General features: G+C 47.3%; 13 protein-coding genes. 8 read left to right on the top strand and 5 right to left on the bottom strand.

Annotation, left to right across the window (positions count from 1 at the left end):
* Positions 1-37: 37 nt before the first annotated feature.
* From OLMES_RS17745 to OLMES_RS17735, 3 genes are all read right to left on the bottom strand, one after another.
* Positions 38-583: a hypothetical protein gene (locus tag OLMES_RS17745; protein WP_087462490.1), complete on the bottom strand. Its 546-nt coding sequence runs from the start codon at positions 581-583 to the stop codon at positions 38-40.
* 30 nt (positions 584-613) lie between these two features.
* Positions 614-1,090, bottom strand: coding sequence for a DNA polymerase III subunit chi (locus OLMES_RS17740; protein ID WP_087462489.1), 477 nt, complete (start codon positions 1,088-1,090; stop codon positions 614-616).
* 172 nt (positions 1,091-1,262) lie between these two features.
* The gene (locus tag OLMES_RS17735) at positions 1,263-2,750 is read right to left on the bottom strand and encodes a leucyl aminopeptidase (protein ID WP_087464545.1); all 1,488 of its coding nucleotides are present in this window, start codon (positions 2,748-2,750) and stop codon (positions 1,263-1,265) included.
* A gap of 265 nt (positions 2,751-3,015) precedes the next feature.
* On the opposite strand from OLMES_RS17735, the gene lptF reads away from it, so the two are divergent.
* Together lptF and lptG are read left to right on the top strand one after the other, a co-directional pair.
* Entirely contained in the window at positions 3,016-4,113 is a 1,098-nt protein-coding gene (gene lptF / locus OLMES_RS17730; RefSeq protein ID WP_087462488.1) for an LPS export ABC transporter permease LptF, read from the top strand.
* Complete coding sequence (gene lptG / locus OLMES_RS17725) at positions 4,100-5,161, top strand: LPS export ABC transporter permease LptG (RefSeq protein ID WP_087462487.1); 1,062 nt, start codon at positions 4,100-4,102, stop codon at positions 5,159-5,161. The genes lptF and lptG overlap by 14 nt, the downstream gene beginning before the upstream one ends.
* A 45-nt stretch (positions 5,162-5,206) precedes the next feature.
* Here lptG and OLMES_RS17720 read toward each other — a convergent pair whose 3' ends face one another.
* Positions 5,207-5,707, bottom strand: a complete 501-nt coding sequence (locus OLMES_RS17720) for an RDD family protein (protein WP_232465138.1) — start codon at positions 5,705-5,707, stop codon at positions 5,207-5,209.
* Between the two features lie 205 nt (positions 5,708-5,912).
* Between OLMES_RS17720 and OLMES_RS17715 the strand changes: the two genes are divergently transcribed.
* Positions 5,913-7,268: a DUF5610 domain-containing protein gene (locus OLMES_RS17715; RefSeq protein WP_087462486.1), complete on the top strand. Its 1,356-nt coding sequence runs from the start codon at positions 5,913-5,915 to the stop codon at positions 7,266-7,268.
* 78 nt (positions 7,269-7,346) lie between these two features.
* Here the strand turns inward: OLMES_RS17715 and OLMES_RS17710 are convergent, their stop codons facing one another.
* Positions 7,347-8,354, bottom strand: coding sequence for a putative solute-binding protein (locus OLMES_RS17710; RefSeq protein WP_087462485.1), 1,008 nt, complete (start codon positions 8,352-8,354; stop codon positions 7,347-7,349).
* Between the two features lie 242 nt (positions 8,355-8,596).
* Between OLMES_RS17710 and OLMES_RS17705 the strand changes: the two genes are divergently transcribed.
* The 5 genes from OLMES_RS17705 to alaS all read left to right on the top strand — a co-directional run bounded on the left by OLMES_RS17705 (position 8,597) and on the right by alaS (position 17,857).
* Positions 8,597-9,547, top strand: coding sequence for an AraC family transcriptional regulator (locus tag OLMES_RS17705; RefSeq protein WP_087462484.1), 951 nt, complete (start codon positions 8,597-8,599; stop codon positions 9,545-9,547).
* A gap of 181 nt (positions 9,548-9,728) precedes the next feature.
* Entirely contained in the window at positions 9,729-10,388 is a 660-nt protein-coding gene (locus OLMES_RS17700; protein WP_087462483.1) for a YfiR family protein, read from the top strand.
* Entirely contained in the window at positions 10,378-13,551 is a 3,174-nt protein-coding gene (locus tag OLMES_RS17695; protein ID WP_087462482.1) for a hybrid sensor histidine kinase/response regulator, read from the top strand. The genes OLMES_RS17700 and OLMES_RS17695 overlap by 11 nt, the downstream gene beginning before the upstream one ends.
* Positions 13,552-13,626: 75 nt before the next feature.
* Positions 13,627-15,024, top strand: a complete 1,398-nt coding sequence (locus OLMES_RS17690; RefSeq protein WP_087462481.1) for a response regulator — start codon at positions 13,627-13,629, stop codon at positions 15,022-15,024.
* A 232-nt stretch (positions 15,025-15,256) separates the two neighbouring features.
* Complete coding sequence (gene alaS, locus OLMES_RS17685) at positions 15,257-17,857, top strand: alanine--tRNA ligase (RefSeq protein WP_087462480.1); 2,601 nt, start codon at positions 15,257-15,259, stop codon at positions 17,855-17,857.
* The last annotated feature ends 53 nt before the right edge of the window (positions 17,858-17,910 follow it).

Below are 17,910 nucleotides of genomic sequence, written 5' to 3'. Positions count from 1 at the left end.
GGTAAGCGAACATAACAATTCAGCGGGAATTGTGCTATCACGAGAAATTCGATTTCAGTCTGGTAACAATGGATTTTTCGAGTTGATCGAACTGTCGCGTTAAAGCTGCATTTGTGGCATTTCTCAAGCTATCTTTCCAATCTGATGATTCTTTCGGTGATTCTGGATCGCGTCTGGTTTCTTCAGATAGTGCCATTGCTGGGAGTTGTGCGTATATGGCAATGCCGTCGTATTCTGATGTTGGTTTGTTTTCAGCTACCGTGTGTTTTCCTGATTGCAGGTTGGCAAGCTTGGCAAGTTCCGCTTCGAAATACTTTCGTTCTTCAGCCAGTTTTTCCAGAACTTCATAAGGAAGAAACGGATTGTTCCGGTTTTTGTACCGTCTCAGCGGATTGACGGGGTAATTCGCATGGTCATTGTAATCGGTGAGTGAGAACACCCGATCCTGTAGCAGTGGAATATCCGGGTCTGTCTGATACGTTGCATATGTGTTTTGCGGGGTTGTCTTAATATCGGACGAGCCTGGCTTATCTGCTTGATAGGCATGGTTAGGGGGGTAGTACTTTTCGGCCAAAAACGTCATGAAGCTCTCTCCCTGTAGGTTCACACTAAATTAAGTATTACTGCTGAAATCATGTATGTTTATTGTAACTCCGGATGTTTTCAATTGGCGAAAATGACTCCGGACCTGCTTTAATACCGGAGGAGACTGTGATGCGATTTCAGCCAACCGTGAATATGAATCAATATTATGAGGTAGGCTTGCAGACATATTGATTACAAGGTCCCCTGACGTTTCAGTTTTATCCAGCGCTGTTGTGTAGATCAACACCGGCGCCTGAGTCTTCGTATCGCCGGTTGTAGCTGTGGTGATTAAACTTGAATGAACGGCAATTTCATGGGGGATAAAACTCTCCAGCTTGAAATTCCACAGTAGTTCATCCAGATGCTCTGCCTCCGCTGTCGAGTCTGTAAGTATGTGAGTGCGCATACCCCGTGTGTAAGCCATTTCAGTCAGCCTGCAGACGTAATTGTATCGATCAATCTCTCGATCACTTTTTAGTATATAAAAGTCGGCTCGTTCAAGCATCGCGCTCGGTATTGCTCATGAAAAAGTTTAACAGAGGTTCGAGGGGCGGCTTGCTCAACACTGGAACCCGGTTTTGTCGAGTGGTTGGTTTCATACTTTGCAGTTGCAGTCATATTTCAGTCCGGCCGCATTTCTGCAACCGGACTGCCCGTAGATTCAGGAACCGTGCATGTTAGGCCGCAAGCTTGTTCAAAAGGTAACTGACCAACAATGGTACCGGGCGACCGGTTGCCCCTTTGTTTTTTCCAGAGTTCCAGGCAACACCCGCAATGTCCAGGTGAGCCCAAGGGTATTTTTTGGTGAAGCGAGCAAGAAAACAAGCCGCGGTGATGGTTCCCGCTGGCCGCCCACCGATGTTTTGCATATCCGCAAAATTACTATCTAGCTGGCTCTGATACTCATCCCACAGTGGTAACCGCCAGGCTTTGTCTGCCGCTTCCTCTCCTGCCACCAATAACTCATCCGCCAGAGACTCGTTGTTACTCATCAAGCCGGTGGCATGATGTCCAAGAGCGATGATGCAAGCCCCGGTTAGTGTTGCAATGTCGACAACTGATGCGGGTTTGAATTTCTCGGCATAGGTCAGGGCGTCACAAAGTACCAGCCTTCCTTCTGCATCGGTATTCAGTATTTCTACAGTTTGTCCTGACATCGTGGTTACGATATCGCCTGGTTTGGTGGCCGTACCACTGGGCATGTTTTCCGCAGCGGCAACGATTCCCACAATATTCAGTTTGGGTTTGATCTGGCTGATAGCCTGCATGGCACCGAATACGCTAGCTGCGCCGCACATGTCGTATTTCATCTCATCCATGGCCTCGCCGGGCTTCAGGCTGATACCGCCGGTGTCAAAGGTAATACCTTTACCTACGAGTACATGTGGCGCTGCGCTGGCTTTGCCGCCTTGATATTCAAATATGATCAACTTTGCAGGCTCTGCACTTCCCGCGCTTACCGAGAGAAGGGACCCCATTCCCAGGTTTTTCATTTCTTTTTCATCAAGCACGGTAACCGTGAATTCCGGGTTGGTCTTCGCGAACTGCTTTGCTTGTTTGGCTAAATAGGTTGGTGTGCAGACGTTGCCGGGTAAATTGCCCAGGTCTTTTGCTACGCTTACACCCTGGCTGACTGCAATTCCGGTTTGGAGTGCTTCATCCAGTGTGTCAACCCTATCCTCGGCGCACCGAATGGTAATGTCCTTCAGTTTGACCGGGGGGGCTTCTTTACTCTTGAATTCATTGAATTGGTAAGTTTTAGCTTCAAATGACTCTACTAGTGCCTTTAATTTCCAGTGATCGCTTTTATCCAGCGTGTCAAAACCATCCAGAGACAAGGTCAATTTTTTGATATTGGCAGCATTAACAGCAGAATAAATACTCTCGAGGCACTTTTTGTATCGATTGATGTTGAGCTCTTCATCCTCGCCCGTCGCCACCACGAGAATTCGTTTGACTGTTTTATCTTCAGGGATTGGGATTAATAACGTGTTTCCTGCTTGGGATGGCATATCGCCTAATTTCAGTGTCGCACTCAGCTTGCCTTCGGTAAGTTCGTCAATTTGACGGGCGAACTCACTCAGGTTTCCCGACTGATCGACGGTGACAACCGCACAATCTGTTTTTTGGATTTTTTTTAAATTGCCTTGCAGTTTATAATTCATAGCATCTCCGTGACAGCTGAGTTTCGCGATAGCGATACAGTTTATTGCAATCTGCATTAGATTTCATGGGGTATTTTTTGTTCTTTAATTGTTGCTGATGACGCTTCATACAGGCAGAATGTCGTGCCTCGCAGGTGTAATGCGTGCGGGGTTCGCGGAAATGGGCTTTGGCTTCCATTTATAGCATGATTCGTCGTTTCGAAGTTTAAGTACACTGCGCCAGAGTAAATCTCAAATTATTAACCAAACGAACTGAGAGAACACATTGTTTATTCTTTATCGCTACCTGTCGCGTCAGATTGTGATCAGCATGCTCGCGGTGTCAGGTGTGTTACTACTGATTTTTATGAGTGGTCGCTTTATTAAGTACCTGGCTCAAGCCGCTTCTGGTGGGCTATCAGCGAATGTTCTGTTCTCAATCATGGGCTACAGATTACCCGGGTTTCTGGAGCTGATTTTACCCCTGGGATTGTTTATCGGTATTTTATTGGCCTACGGCCGAATGTATCTGGAAAGTGAGATGACTGTACTCTATGCCTGCGGATACAGTCAACGGAAATTGGTTGTTCATACCTTGACGACCTCATTAATTGTGGCAGCTGTAGTCGGGTTGCTCAGTTTGTATGTGACCCCCTGGGGTATGAAGAATGTTGAAAATATTTTCACAGATCAGTCCAAGCTCACCGAGTTTGAAGTGCTCACCGCAGGACGCTTTCAGAAGTTAAGGTCAGGGCAGCGAGTGACTTATACCGAGGCGATGAGTGAAGATAAGAAAGTACTGATCAATGTTTTTATCTCGGAAACGACCAAAGATGGTCAGGAACGTGCTGTGCTTGTTGCGCGGTCTGGCCAGCTTGAGTATGACGAACAAACCGGCAGCCGTTTTTTGGTTTTGCGGGATGGGGCCCGGTTTCAGGGTACACCGGGGGCCCTGGATTATCGCATTGTGCAATTCGAAAAGTACGGTGTACGGATCGAAGATTTGAAAGCAGACAAAATAAAACAAAAAGACGAGGCAATCAGCACACAAGAACTTTTGCACTCGGATTCCCCCAAACACAAAGCGCTTTTGCATTGGCGAATATCGCTTCCGCTTCTGGTGCCGGTAGTAACATTATTGGCAATCGCACTTAGCCGGGTAAACCCGAGGCAAGGGCGATTTTTTCACCTATTGCCCGCAATGTTGATATACGTGCTTTATCTTGGGCTATTGATTGGTTCCCGCAAGTGGATTGAAAAAGAAAAAGTGCCTGAGTACATCGGAATGTGGTGGGTTCATTTATTGTTTTTGACCGTCTCTTTGTATTTGTTGTTTGGTCGTGATTGGCTGAAAAGTAGGAAATTGAAACGTGCGCAAGCTTGACCGTTATATCGTTAACTCCGTCGCCTCTGCCATGTTAATGGTGTTGATGGTGGTGATATCGCTTGATCTGGTGTTCAGCTTCATTGCAGAACTGGAAGATTTACGTGAAAACTATCAAACCTTGCAGGCACTGATGTACGTTGTCACGACTTTGCCTCGGCGCATTTATGATTATCTGCCCTTGGCTGCGTTTATTGGCTCACTTATTGGTCTGGGGATGCTGGCCAATAGCAGTGAGCTTGTTGTTGTGCGAGCTGCAGGTATTTCGGTAACCCGTATTGTGTGGTCAGCGATGAAGCCTGCCGTGGCCGTGGTGGTCATAGGTTTGTTATTGGGCGAATTTATCGCACCCTATACCGAACGGATCGCCCAAAGTGAAAAAGCTGTGGCAATCGGTGGGGAGGATCGTGTTGGTACCTCCTACGGTATCTGGCATCGAGAGCAAGATACTTTTATGTATTTTAATGCAGTTGAACCCCACGGTGTTCTGCATGGTGTCACGCTGTATGAGTTTGACAAGGAAAACTGGCTTGAAAGAGTAACGTATTCCAAGCGGGCAATCTATCAGGGCGATCACTGGCTGATGGAGGATGTGGAACATACGGCACTCAGTAAGGAGTCTACGTCAAAAGTTGTGTTGAAAACTGAGCGTTGGGATACTCGGCTGTCACCGGATGTGTTGGGAGTATTAATTGTTAAACCCGATAATTTATCGATTACCGGGCTTTATACCTATGCACGGTATCTTCTGGAGCAGGGGTTAAATGCTAATAACTATTTGATGTCATTCTGGAAGAAGGTATTGAGGCCGTTAACGACCGCGGCCCTCGTGTTGGTGGCGATATCTTTCGTTTTCGGGCCGCTACGATCTGTTACGATGGGTTTCAGGATATTTATCGGAATATTGGTCGGTTTGTTATTCAAGTATATACAGGACTTGCTCGGACCCTCGAGCCTGGTATTTGGTTTTGATCCCATCTTTGCAACCTTGGTGCCCATTGGAGTGTGCTCGATATTGGGACTTTTTCTTTTGAGGCGAGCGGGTTAACTGTCCGCCTCGGGTTGGGCCTGTTTTTTGCTCCTTAAAACAGGATTACTTTTTACGCTTTGGGATTCTGACCACTTCGGACAGCGAGAAGTGATCGTGCCAGGCGCGTTTCTTTTTATCCACGAGTATCCACAGATAACCCAAGCCAAAACAGAGTGCTGATACCCAGGCCATGAAAAAACGCAGGAGGGCCTGTGTCCATCGGACGGGATAACCTTCCCGGGTTTGAATGCGGATATGCCAGACTTGCATGCCAAGAGTTTGTCCACTTTTAGTCCAGAAATAACCATAAAATAGGAACATAACAATAAATAAGATGGAAGACAGCAGTGGATCTGTGTCGAAGTGGCCCGCTTCCGTCAACTGTTTTAGCTTTTCAGTTCCCAGAATCTTGGCCTGTATCATTTTATAAAAGCCAGTTGTGACCATCAATAATGCAACGGTAATCAATGTGTCGTAGAGCATCGCCACCAAGCGTCGGAATAATGAAACGCTCTGGAGTTCTTCTGCTGATTCTGGGTATGGGGTGTGACTGGGGGCGCGCACGCGGGTACTCCTGACTTGGTGTTGGCGGCGTGACTATAGCATCATTCGTCTAATGTGCCCAGACCACCCAATTCGCCTCTCGTTTCAAACGGTCTAAACTTGATGCTCTTTATAGCAAATTAAAATTAAAGAAAAAAAACTTTTTGCCGTTACACAAAGCAATAAATTGCCAAACGGTATCGATGTCGTATCGAAGGAGGAGGGGATGCAATCCATTCAGTCAATGTTCGGACAGTACGAATCGGTACTTCGCCGATCGGGGGATTCCCCGCTGGGTCATGGGCAGGACAAAACAAGCCATGGAAATCGTAGTGAACTGTCAGATGACAACGTTTCCCGAGGGCATGGTTATGGCCACCGCCACCATGGACCAGACCATGAAGGTTTCCGCCATAATGGCCGGCAAGTCTTTAATACCGCAATTTCTTATCAATTTTCTGCATCGTTCACGTCCGTTGCTTTTAGTAGTAGTTCGGTGAGCGGTGCGCGCTTACCGGAGCCTGCTGAGTCTGAGTTTACGTTTGAGCCACCTTCTCCTGCAGATGTTGCAAATAACGTGCTTAAGTTTGTTGAACGACGTTTAAGCAGTGAAGCTGAGAGTGGCGCCTCACAAGAGAGGTTGAGTGATTTGTTGAGCCAAGCTCGAGAAGGTATCGAGAAGGGTTTTGCAGAAGCTCGCGATCAGCTTGAGTCGATGGGGTTGATGGATGAAAAGTTGGGGGCGGAGATAGACGACAGCTACAATCGGATTGCAGATGGATTGAATGATTTGGAAGGCCGTTTCACTGGTTCTTCGGGGGCACCTGATACAGGAAATTCGCCAGTTACCCCAGCGGAAGAGAATAACGAGCAGACAGTTAAATCAGAACGTGAACCTGAAGTCAGCCGAGCTGGAAATGCAACCCGTTACTCTGCCGGCTACGAAAAGTTTGTCGGGTTCAATGAAAGCCTGAGCCTGGATGTAAAGACTCAGGACGGTGATACCGTGCGGATTTATTTCAACGAAATGGGGGCATCCTTCAAATCAGCAGGAATTTATGCCAATAGTGAGGGGCAGGGCGGTTTTCAACAGAGTGCCTTGATGTCTGCAAGCCAGTATCAATTTTCGGTTGAAGGTGAGCTGGATGAAGGTGAGCTTGAAGCGCTGAATGCCTTGTTTTCGGATGTTGATGAACTGGCCGGGATGTTTTTCGGAGGAGATCTGGAGCAGGCGTTCGATGCGGCACTGGAGCTCGGTTTTGATGGTGAAGAGCTCGCCGGGTTCTCACTGAATTTGACCCAAACCCAGGTAAGTTCAGTCGCGCTGTACGAGAGTGTGGGTGGCGGGCGAAACCCGGAATTTGAACCACTCGGGCAGGTTGTGAGCGGGGTGCGAGATGCACTAAATCATGCGCAAGCATTTGCTTCACCTCGCGAGTTAGTCAAAGACTTGTTTGATGATGTATTTGCCGCCTCACTCAAGAGTCAGTTTACTGAATTGGATTTATTACAACAGGAATCTAAGGATAAATCTGCAGATCCGTTTGCCAAAATGGTTCATCAGTTGATTGATTTTTTGTAATACAATTGTTTTCAGGCAATAAAGAATGCCCGGTAGACCGGGCATTCTTTTTATTTCAGCTGAATAGCTACCCGTGAATCACTCGCGTTTATCTACGCACTCTGCATTTTTCGGGTTGGTTTTACAGCGAACTTTGCGCATCAAACGTAGGGCATTGGCATCATAAACACCCTCGTCACGCAAGCTGATTCGAACTTCCCGTAGCATGTTGTCATAGCCTGATACGTGTTCTTTGGCTGGGTGCATCCAATGCTCGGCTTTAATTTCAGATTCCGCTGTGGCAACGAGTTTATACGCTTCGTCGTATTGCCCAGAGGCATATTCACGAACTTTTTGACCGAAACCTTCCGGGAATCGGTCATGATGAATGATAATCTGAAAGTTCATCTGTGCAAGTTTGTAATCGAAAACGCCGCCATCCTGAGCAACACCTTTGTAGAGTTCAAGTGGGGTGTAGGCAATTGCGGGAGCGTAGGCCGCATCAACACTGCCGTTGTTGAATTTACCTGCAAAATTTGCGGAGCTGGCACCCACTACTGAGGCACCAATGTGACGAACCATTGTTAATGAAGCCGGGTCATAGTCCAGTGTGGCGATTTTTTTGCCTTGCAGCTTGTCCACGGTGTTTACGTTTCGATCTCTTAAAAATAGATAAACAGCACCTGCGGGTAGGATACCTGCGACTTCATAATTGCCATTGGTGAGTAGCTTGGCGGCTTTGGGCTGATTCAATGTTTGCAATATCATTTGCATTTCCTGGTCGCCAGGAATGGCTCCGAGTGCCTCAAGTGAGCCTGTGAATTTGTTAAACTCCCGTGCACGTGTACCCGTGAGGAGTACCGCATCACATTGTGCTGCTTTAAAATCTTCTGCTGCAATTTTTTCATCGGTGTAGGCTGACAATTCAAAATTGACACCCCATTTCAATGCAGTTGGTTTAGAAGACTTCATGACATTAAACAAAGGCCCGTTATGGCCTATCGGGTCAAATATGCAAAACTTTCGGTCAATTGCCTCGGCATGTGCTTGGTTTGCCAGGAGTGCAGTGGCACCCAGTGCTGTGATTATTTTTTTTAAGGATTTCATTGTAATTCTTGCCCTTCCAGTGATTGTATTGAGATCCAGGAAATTCCTTGAGTTATCCTGTTTTTCCTTGGTTTTTTATTGATTTGTATTATTTTTATTGATTTGTACTATTTTCTTCGTGCTGACGTTTACTTTGACAAATTGGATAAACAGGGAGAAGCAGCCAGGCTCCTAGATTCTTTAGTAATCGTCTGGATTTTGTAATTTGTGGACGCAGTTCTCGTTTTCAGGTTCTGTTGCATATGGATACATTGAGTCAAATATTTAAGGACATTCATTTAAATGGTGGCGATTATTACGTCAGTGAGTTGCGTTCACCCTGGGCTTACCATTCACACACCCGTGGCGGGGCTGGTTTTTTCATCGTTCTGGAGGGGAAAGCTTATATCCAGGCCCCCGACGGAAGTACCATATTGTTATGTGCAGGTGAGCTGATTCTTTTCCCGAGAGGTGGATTGATCACGGTGTTGGACAACCCTGAGACACCGATAGAATCTGCGAAACGACTGGATACTGTGCAGTTAAATGATCACTCTCGAATTCTAAATATCGGGGATGGTGGGGATTTAACCTTAATGGTCGTGGGGCAATTTCAATATGACCCTGTGCTTGCCCAACCCTTGATTGCCGCATTACCGGATCGACTTGAACTGAAATTGCGTGAAAATCGGCGCTTCAGCTGGCTGGAACTTGGCATCGAATTCGTGATGCAAGAGATCAGGAAAGGGGAGCCCGGCGAATATGCTATTATCAATCGGCTTTTGGATATCCTGTTTATCCGAATGATCAAAGACTTTATCAATACAATTCCCGAAGACAGTGACAATTGGTTAAGAGGTCTGATCGATCCTGTACTTTCCAAAGCGTTAGCGGTGATTCATGCCAGTCCCGAGCACAATTGGAAAGTGGAGCAACTGGCGGAAATTTCGGGCGTTTCAAGATCGGTGTTTTCCTCCCGTTTTTCCGATGTAATCGGCAAGCCGCCCTTGCAATACATTACTCAGCATAGAATGCGCCTGGCGTGTCAATTATTGACAACGACCGACAAGTCCTTGCAGCCAGTTGCCCAGCTTGTTGGCTATTCCTCCGAGGCGGCGTTCAGTCAGGCCTTTAAGCGAGAGTTAGGGATTGCTCCGTCAGACTACCGAGCACAGGCAATAGCAAGTAATCGGAGTGATTTGCCGGCGATCTAGTATTTGCCAGTGAGCAGGTTTAGACGAATGTCGAGACCCGGCTATACTTTGAGGTAGTGAACACCGGCTCCGGCTGGCGACCCAGGGACAAGACAGAACATTAAATGGACAGTCAAGATCATTAAATGGATAGTACACTGCTATACCCCGATTGCTTCGATTTACTCATGAGTCAGGATATATGACTCAGAAGTATAAGGCGCATTCGTACTTAACAACTCAGAATCTGTTTTCAGTATTCGGGCAAAAGCGCGTTGGTGCAACATTGACAGTGCTTTGTCGTTTAATGTTGTGTGTACTGTTCATTTCTTCTCTCTATTCCCCCGTACAAGCAGATGATGCAGCGGACCGTAGAATACGAACCGGGCTTAAATTGTTTCGCGCTTTAATGGCTGCAGACCAAAATATCACCCAAAAAAAAATCGAAGGGAAATTGCCGGTTGTGATTCTTTATGCCAGTGATCTGGAAGAAGGAATCTCTGCTGCGACAGCGTTCCTGAAACTGGGTAAGGGAGATGCCAAAGGTAAAATTCGGGGTATTCCTCTGGATATCAAATTGCAGGGAGAATATTCACGCATTGAAGCCATGGCGACGAAGCCTGCGGCGGTCTTTCTCGCAGAGCCGCTACCCGGCGAAGCGATGGATGAGCTGGTGAAAGTCTGTATCAAATACCGAATTTTATTATTTTCCCCTTTCCAGGGGGATGTCGACCGTGGTGCGATGGGAGGGCTGGTGATTGAAACCCGGGTACGCCCTTACGTAAATCTCGACACCTTGACTGCTGCGGGCATTCAGATTAAATCCTTTTTCCTCAAGGTGGCGAAAACCCATGGTAAATAAGGGTAGCAAAACAGAGTCTGATGAAATGAGCCCATTGCTCAAATCCAGAACGAATCGGATTCCCCAGTTTTCCGCCAGTGTGGCGATTGCATTTATCATGCTGGCAATTGCGCTTGAGACGGTTATTGCAACATATTGGTTTACTGATCTTTCGCCGCGGCTCAATAAAGAGGCCGAAGCGAATGCGCAAATCCTGGCTCAGTCCCAAGCGATAGCTATTGCTGATGCCTTGACGGCAACCAAGGAAGACAGTATCAGTTTGCAGCGACTGGAGCGAGTGTTGGATCAAACGCTACTGTTTAATGATCCTGTTTCCGGCATGCCTTTCTTTCGCAGTATTTTGATCGAATTGGACGAATCTCTGGATTTTAGTCAGCCCTTGATACCTGTTGTCTCTCGCCTCAATGTGCGGAGTAATGCCAAAGTACCCTGCCAGAAGTGTTTTCGTTCGACTGCCGATCTTTATGCCGCTGATACTGGCGAGTTGATTGGCATCGCTACATTTGAAATCAGCGATACGTTTTTTGTAAATCTGAAGAACGACATCAAGGGAACGTTTATCAAAGACGCGTTCATTACCCTTGGATTGCTGGTGATGGCCTGGGCGGTTGTCCATATTCTGATTCGTAAACTCAATTTCGAGATTGAAGCGCGTAAAAAAACCGAGCAAGAGCTCATAAAAGCGCGTGACCAGGCGGAATCTGCGAGCCAGGCGAAAAGTCATTTTGTGGCAAATGTTAGTCACGAGATTCGAACACCTATGAACGCGATTCTTGGCATGAGTTACCTCCTGCACAGAACGCCTTTATCCGAAAAGCAATCGGATTACCTCGGGCGGATAACCAGTGCTGCACGGTCGCTCTTATCACTAATTAACGACATTCTTGACTTCTCCAAGATCGAAGCCGGGAAGCTGGCCCTCGAAAGGCACAGTTTCACCCTGGATGATGTGCTGAATCAGCTGTCTCATGTGATAGCCTCCAAAGCCAGTGAAAAGAATCTGGATGTGATTTATTCTGTCTCACAAAACGTCCCCTCCCATGTGAAAGGCGACAGTCAGCGCTTGGGGCAGATATTGTTAAACCTGGTCAGCAATGCCGTCAAATTCACCGAGCAAGGTGAAATTGTTGTTCGCATTGAGGTACTGCCTGAAAGTGCCTCGCAAATAGCTGAACGTCTGCCTGTAAACGAGGTTAGTGAAGCTTCGGGCAGGGTGGCTAAAAAGTCAGTTTGGGTGCAATTTTCAGTTATCGATACCGGCATCGGAATAGCGCGTAGTGCCCTGGATGATTTATTCAGTGCATTCAGTCAGGCCGATAACTCGATGAGCCGAAAGTATGAAGGTACTGGTTTGGGGCTGGCGATTTGTAAACAATTATCCCACCTTATGGGCGGCGATATTTCCGTAGAAAGTGAGCTGGGCAAGGGGAGTTGTTTCAAGTTTTTTGTGCCCCTTGAGGTGGAGCACCAGGAAAGTCTGCCCAATGTGTTATTTCCGCAAAAGTTACTCAATTCCAGCACTTTGATTGTGGATGATAGTATTTCCTGCCGACTGGCTTACAGCGAGATATTGAAGCGTTATCACTTTAAACCTATAGCCGTTGAATCTGGGCAAAAGGCCCTGTCGGTATTCGAATCGACGGAGGGTCGTGAAATACATCTGGTTTTGCTTGATCGGAAAATGCCCGAAATGGATGGCCTTGAAGTTGCACGTAAGTTGCGCAGGGAATACAGTCACCAAAATCTCCATATCATCCTCGTATCAGCTTACACTGATGATGATCTGAGCGCAGATGAGCGAGCCGTGTTTGATGGTTTTATCAAAAAGCCGCTGAGCCCCTCGAAGTTGGTTGACACGATCATGCAAACGACGTCTTACCAGCGCCAGTCAAAGGGGGATGGAGCCCCAAATGCGAATACCAGTGAGTATGCGCTACCGCGTTACAAGGGACATGTGCTTCTGGTGGAAGATAATGAAGCCAATCAGGCTGTTGCATTGAATCTCCTGGAAGAAATTGGCGTCACGGCGGATGTCTGTAATAACGGATTGGAGGCGGTGCGCACGGTTACAGAAGCTTTTGATGCTCTACCATTACCTTGGGACATGGTGTTGATGGATGTGCAAATGCCGGAAATGGATGGACTGCAAGCGACCCAAAAAATAAGGGAAGTTTTAAATGGTTCCAAGCTACCCATTCTTGCCATGACGGCACTTGCGGTTTCTGGGGATGCTGACCGGTGTTTTGAAGCCGGTATGGATGACTATATTACTAAGCCAATTGATGTGGATCGGTTTTTTGCAACACTTGGACGCTGGCTGGAAATAGATCTCGGTATTGCGCATAAAAAAGAGCGGAAAGCTCCGTTAATAGAGTTGCAAGGCGAATCAAACTTAACAGGCAGGCATCAAAATACCGCGCTCGAGATTCAAGGTGCAGAGTCTCACGGGGCAGCGCTGCAAGCTACCGATTCGCCAGTGTCACAGTCTGCAGATTCTCTTGATGGTTCTCATAACCGTGACAAAAATCAGGAATTTGGTTTTTTGATGCTAGAGCTGCCCGGAATCGATATGAAGGATGCAAAGTATCGCTTTCGCGATAACCTGGCGCTTTTTCTCCGGTTAGTGAAAGCATTTCAAACGAATTATGCCGGTTTTGCCCAGCGACTGGTCGACGAAATTGATGCGGGACATTTTGCGATTGCTGAAACCATGATTCATACCTTGAAAGGTGAAGCCGGGAATCTGGGGGCAGGAAAGTTGCAGAAGTTGAGTGCACAGCTCGAAGTGGCTTTCCGGGAAGGGCACTTTGAACCCGCACTGTTTTCCAGGTTTAAGTTGGCACTCGATGAAGTCACGATTGCTGGCAACCAGGCTGCAGACGTGTTATTGCAACTTGCAGCGTTAGCGAGCAATACCGGGAGGGGCGGGGAGCGACGACAGGCGAATGATGTGGAAGCGCTGGATGTTGCCGCGATTCTGGAGGAGTTAACTCAATTGATAGAGCGCAATAATCTGCGTGCTCGCGATGTAGCATTAAAGCTGCAGGATCTGACATTCGAAGAGCCTGCCAGTCAGGCCTATAATCAATTGATCGATCATTTGCAGAAGCTTGAGTTTAAAGCGGCGTTGAATTCGGTCAGCGAGCTTAGAAATATTTTGTAGAACCTGCATTTGTCCCGCAGAAATTCAGTAAGTTGATGGTGTGTTGATAAACCGCATCAAAGGAAAAAGCAAACAATGACTATGCAACAACCTCGTGGACGGGTTTTGGTCGTGGATGATCAGCCCAGCAATATAGAGTTACTTCATGATATTTTCAAAGCAGTACATGAGGTTGAATTTGCTATGGATGGTGAAAAGGCGATCGATATGGCAGAGTCGGCCTTGCCGGATATCGTGTTGCTGGATGTACAACTCCCTGGTATCGATGGTTTTGAAGTCTGTAAACGCCTGAAAGATAATCCGAAAACACAGCATATCCCGATTATATTTCTCACGGCTCGACGGGATGTGGACGATATGGTTAAAGGTTATAAAATGGGGGCCGTCGATTATGTCACCAAACCTTTCAACTGGTTTGAGCTTATTGCCAAAGTAAATACGCAACTGGTGCTAAAAGATGTAAAAGCTGAATTACGGAATGCTTATCAGCGGGAAGAGCAATTTTTCCGTCAAATTCAATTATCCATTGAAGAGTCTGATATGACGCTCAGTGGCAAGCGGGCGCCCGTCCGTCAGAAAATATTGATTGTAGATGACTCTGTTAACAGCATTGAAACTCTGGAAAATGTGTTGCGAGATGAATATGAACTGTTTTTCGCAACCAGTGCAGAAGAAGCCAAGCGTGTCGCAATCGAAGTGGTGCCGCATTTAATTATGCTGGATGTTGTATTGCCGGATTCCAGTGGCTATGAGGTTTGTGAAGAATTGAAGCGCCAGGCTGAAACACAGGATATCCCGATTGTTTTCGTCACTTCCCGGGATTCAGCTGAAGACGAGGTGCGTGGTTTTCAGGCTGGCGCAATCGATTACATCGTGAAGCCTTATCGTCCCAATATTGTCACAGTCCGTATGCGTAATCTATTGGAGTTGGTGCGCAATCGGGATTTGCTGAAGCGATTGACGTTGACGGATGCCTTGACCAACATACCGAATCGGCGTAACTTTCAGGAAGTGTACCAACGAGAGTGGTTCAGGGCGCTACGGTCTGGAGAACCACTGTCCATATTGATGATGGATATTGATAATTTCAAACGGTACAACGACTATTATGGCCATCCTCAGGGGGATGTGTGCCTTAAGAAAGTTGCCAAGGCACTGTATACCGCCCGGAAGCGTAACACCGACTTTCTTGCCCGCATTGGCGGTGAAGAATTTGTAATGGTGCTTCCCAACACCGATCAGGATGGGGCGAATAACTTTGCCACTTCGGTTTTGAATGCAGTCCGCCAGTTGAATATACCCCATGTTCAAAACGAGAATAAGGGTCAGGTCACCCTGAGTATTGGATTGCTGACCTGCAAACCCAGCCATAAAATAAAACGGGATGAGGCATTGTCCTTAGCGGACGAATGTCTTTATCAAGCCAAACAGCAAGGCCGGGATCGCATAGCGCAGCGCGATATGACAATCTGAGGCGTGTCGCGAATTATATTTTTAGTTTTGCCTTCCCCCGAGCCGAAAATGTTTACCAGTTCAGATAAATTCTCGATGCGCCGGTAAAAATTAACCTTCAACGATGCAGATCCTTTTTTTTCTGTGGTACATTACGCAGTTTGTTAGCGCCGCAGGGATGTGTGTTCCGGTGGTCGCGTCAGCCAATTTCATTCAAGACGATAACGAATCCAAAGCTCGTGGAAATTAGTGTATGAAGAGTTCAGAAATACGTCAGGCGTTTCTAAGTTACTTTGAAAGGCAGGGCCACCAAATTGTCGACAGTAGTTCGCTTGTGCCAGCAGATGACCCTACGTTGCTCTTTACCAATGCGGGGATGAACCAGTTTAAAGATGTCTTTCTCGGGAAAGAGCACCGCGATTACCGTCGTGCGACAACGTCCCAGAAATGTGTGCGTGCAGGCGGCAAACACAATGATCTTGAAAACGTTGGTTATACCGCACGCCATCATACGTTTTTCGAAATGTTGGGCAATTTCAGCTTTGGTGACTATTTCAAACGAGATGCGATTCGATTTGCCTGGGAATTTCTAACTGAAGAGCTGCAGCTACCCAAAGAAAAGTTATGGGTTACGGTCTACAAAGACGATAGCGAAGCGGAAGAAATCTGGTTCAATGAAATGGGGATCGACCAGAGTCGTTTCTCTCGTCTGGGCGAGAAAGATAATTTTTGGGCCATGGGAGATACAGGGCCTTGTGGGCCTTGTACTGAAATTTTCTACGATCATGGTCCTGATATTGCGGGCGATCCCCCTGGCGGACCGAATGATGATGGTGACCGCTATATCGAGATCTGGAATCTGGTATTCATGCAGTACAACCGTACTGCCGATGGCGAGTTGCACGCCCTGCCCAAGCCATCTGTAGATACGGGCATGGGGTTGGAGCGAATTGCTGCCGTTATGCAGCATGTGCACAGTAATTATGAAATCGATTTATTCCAGAATTTATTGAATGCCGCATCGAAATTGCTCGATGGTGTGCCGACCACAGAAAAGTCATTGAGGGTTATCGCGGATCATATTCGATCATGTTCATTCCTCATCGCAGATGGTGTTATGCCTTCAAATGAAGGTCGAGGTTTCGTATTGCGCCGCATTATTCGTCGTGCGGTTCGACACGGGAACAAGCTTGGCGCACAAGATAATTTCTTCCACAAGCTAGTGGGGGCACTGGTTAAGGAAATGGGCGATGCTTATCCGGAACTGATCCGTGAGCAAGCTCAAATCGAGCGTATTTTGTTGCAAGAGGAAGAGCAGTTTGCTCGCACTCTGGATAAAGGTATGCGCCTCTTGGAGCAGGATATAGCGGCACTTGACGGCAATACGATTCCGGGTGAGACCATTTTTACCTTGTACGATACTTATGGATTTCCAGTTGATTTGACCAATGATATTGCCCGGGAGCGTGGCCTCGAGCTGGATTATGCTGGCTACGAGAAGGCGATGGCTGCCCAAAAGGAACAGTCCCGTCAAGCGAGTAAATTTGGTGTGGATTATAATGACTCAATTATTGTGGAAGGCTCGACTGACTTTACCGGCTATGAAGCCACTGAAGGTGCCGATCGGGTGAAAGCGGTATTTGTCGAAGGAAAGCCTGTCGTGGCTGCTTCTGGAGACGAGGTTGTTGTCGTACTTGAGCGAACGCCGTTTTATGCTGAATCCGGTGGTCAAGCGGGTGATACCGGCTATTTGACTTGGGCTGATGGTGGTTGCATGCGAGTATTGGATACCCGCAAAGAAGGCAGTCATCACCTGCATATTGGTAAGATCGAGCAAGGTCAGCTTGAGGAAGGGGTTGAGGTCAAAGCCTCAGTAGACGCCTCTCAACGAACGGCGACTGCGCTTAATCATTCCGCGACACATTTGTTGCATGCTGCACTCAGACGGGTTCTGGGCGAGCATGTCAGTCAAAAAGGATCCTTGGTCGACCCGGATAAGTTACGCTTCGACTTTTCTCATTATGAAGCCGTTACACCTGCACAACTTGCCGAAATAGAGGCAATGGTAAACGAGCAGGTGCGCAAAAACACGCCCGTACAAACCGAACTCACAGATATGGAGAGCGCTAAAGAAAAAGGTGCGATGGCTTTGTTTGGAGAAAAATATGGCGATACAGTTCGTGTTTTGACAATGGGGGAAGAGCGGTTTTCTGTCGAGCTCTGTGGTGGAACCCATGTGCAGCGAACGGGGGATATTGGCTCGTTTGTTATTGTTTCGGAGGGCGGGATTTCTGCAGGCGTTCGCAGGATTGAGGCGATTACCGGTGAGAAAGCTGAATTATGGCATAAACAGTCCGATACGATAGTTGCCGAGCTCGGTAGTTTGGTTAAAGCGGGTCGCGATGTTGTCGTAGAGAAAGTGAAAGCGCTGTCAGAGCGCAATCGTCAATTGGAGAAAGAAATTGAACAGCTTAAAAGCAAGCTGGCCGCCAGCGCGGGAGCCGATTTGATTTCTCAGGCTAAAGATGTCGCTGGAATCAAAGTGCTTGCTGCCGAATTGCCAGGGGCTGATCGCAAGACATTGCTTGAGACGGCTGATCAATTGAAGAATAAGCTGGGTTCCGCAGTTGTCTTACTGGCTACAGTTGAAAACGATAAAGTGGTCTTGGTCGCCGGCGTAACCAAAGATATTACCGGTCAGTACAAGGCCGGCGAGCTAATGAAAGATGCGGCTCAAAAGCTCGGTGGTAAAGGTGGTGGAAGACCGGATATGGCTCAGGGTGGTGGTACGGATGTGGCTAGCTTGCCTGAAGTATTGGCGGGTGTGGCCGATTGGGTTGCGGCCCGAGGTTAATAATCGGTATACGACCTAAAGCTTATTGTTTGTTATAGGTGTGTTCATAAAAT

The sequence above is a fragment of the Oleiphilus messinensis genome (assembly GCF_002162375.1).
GTDB classification, from domain to species: domain Bacteria; phylum Pseudomonadota; class Gammaproteobacteria; order Pseudomonadales; family Oleiphilaceae; genus Oleiphilus; species Oleiphilus messinensis.
This window is presented reverse-complemented; position numbering and strand designations above follow the sequence as displayed.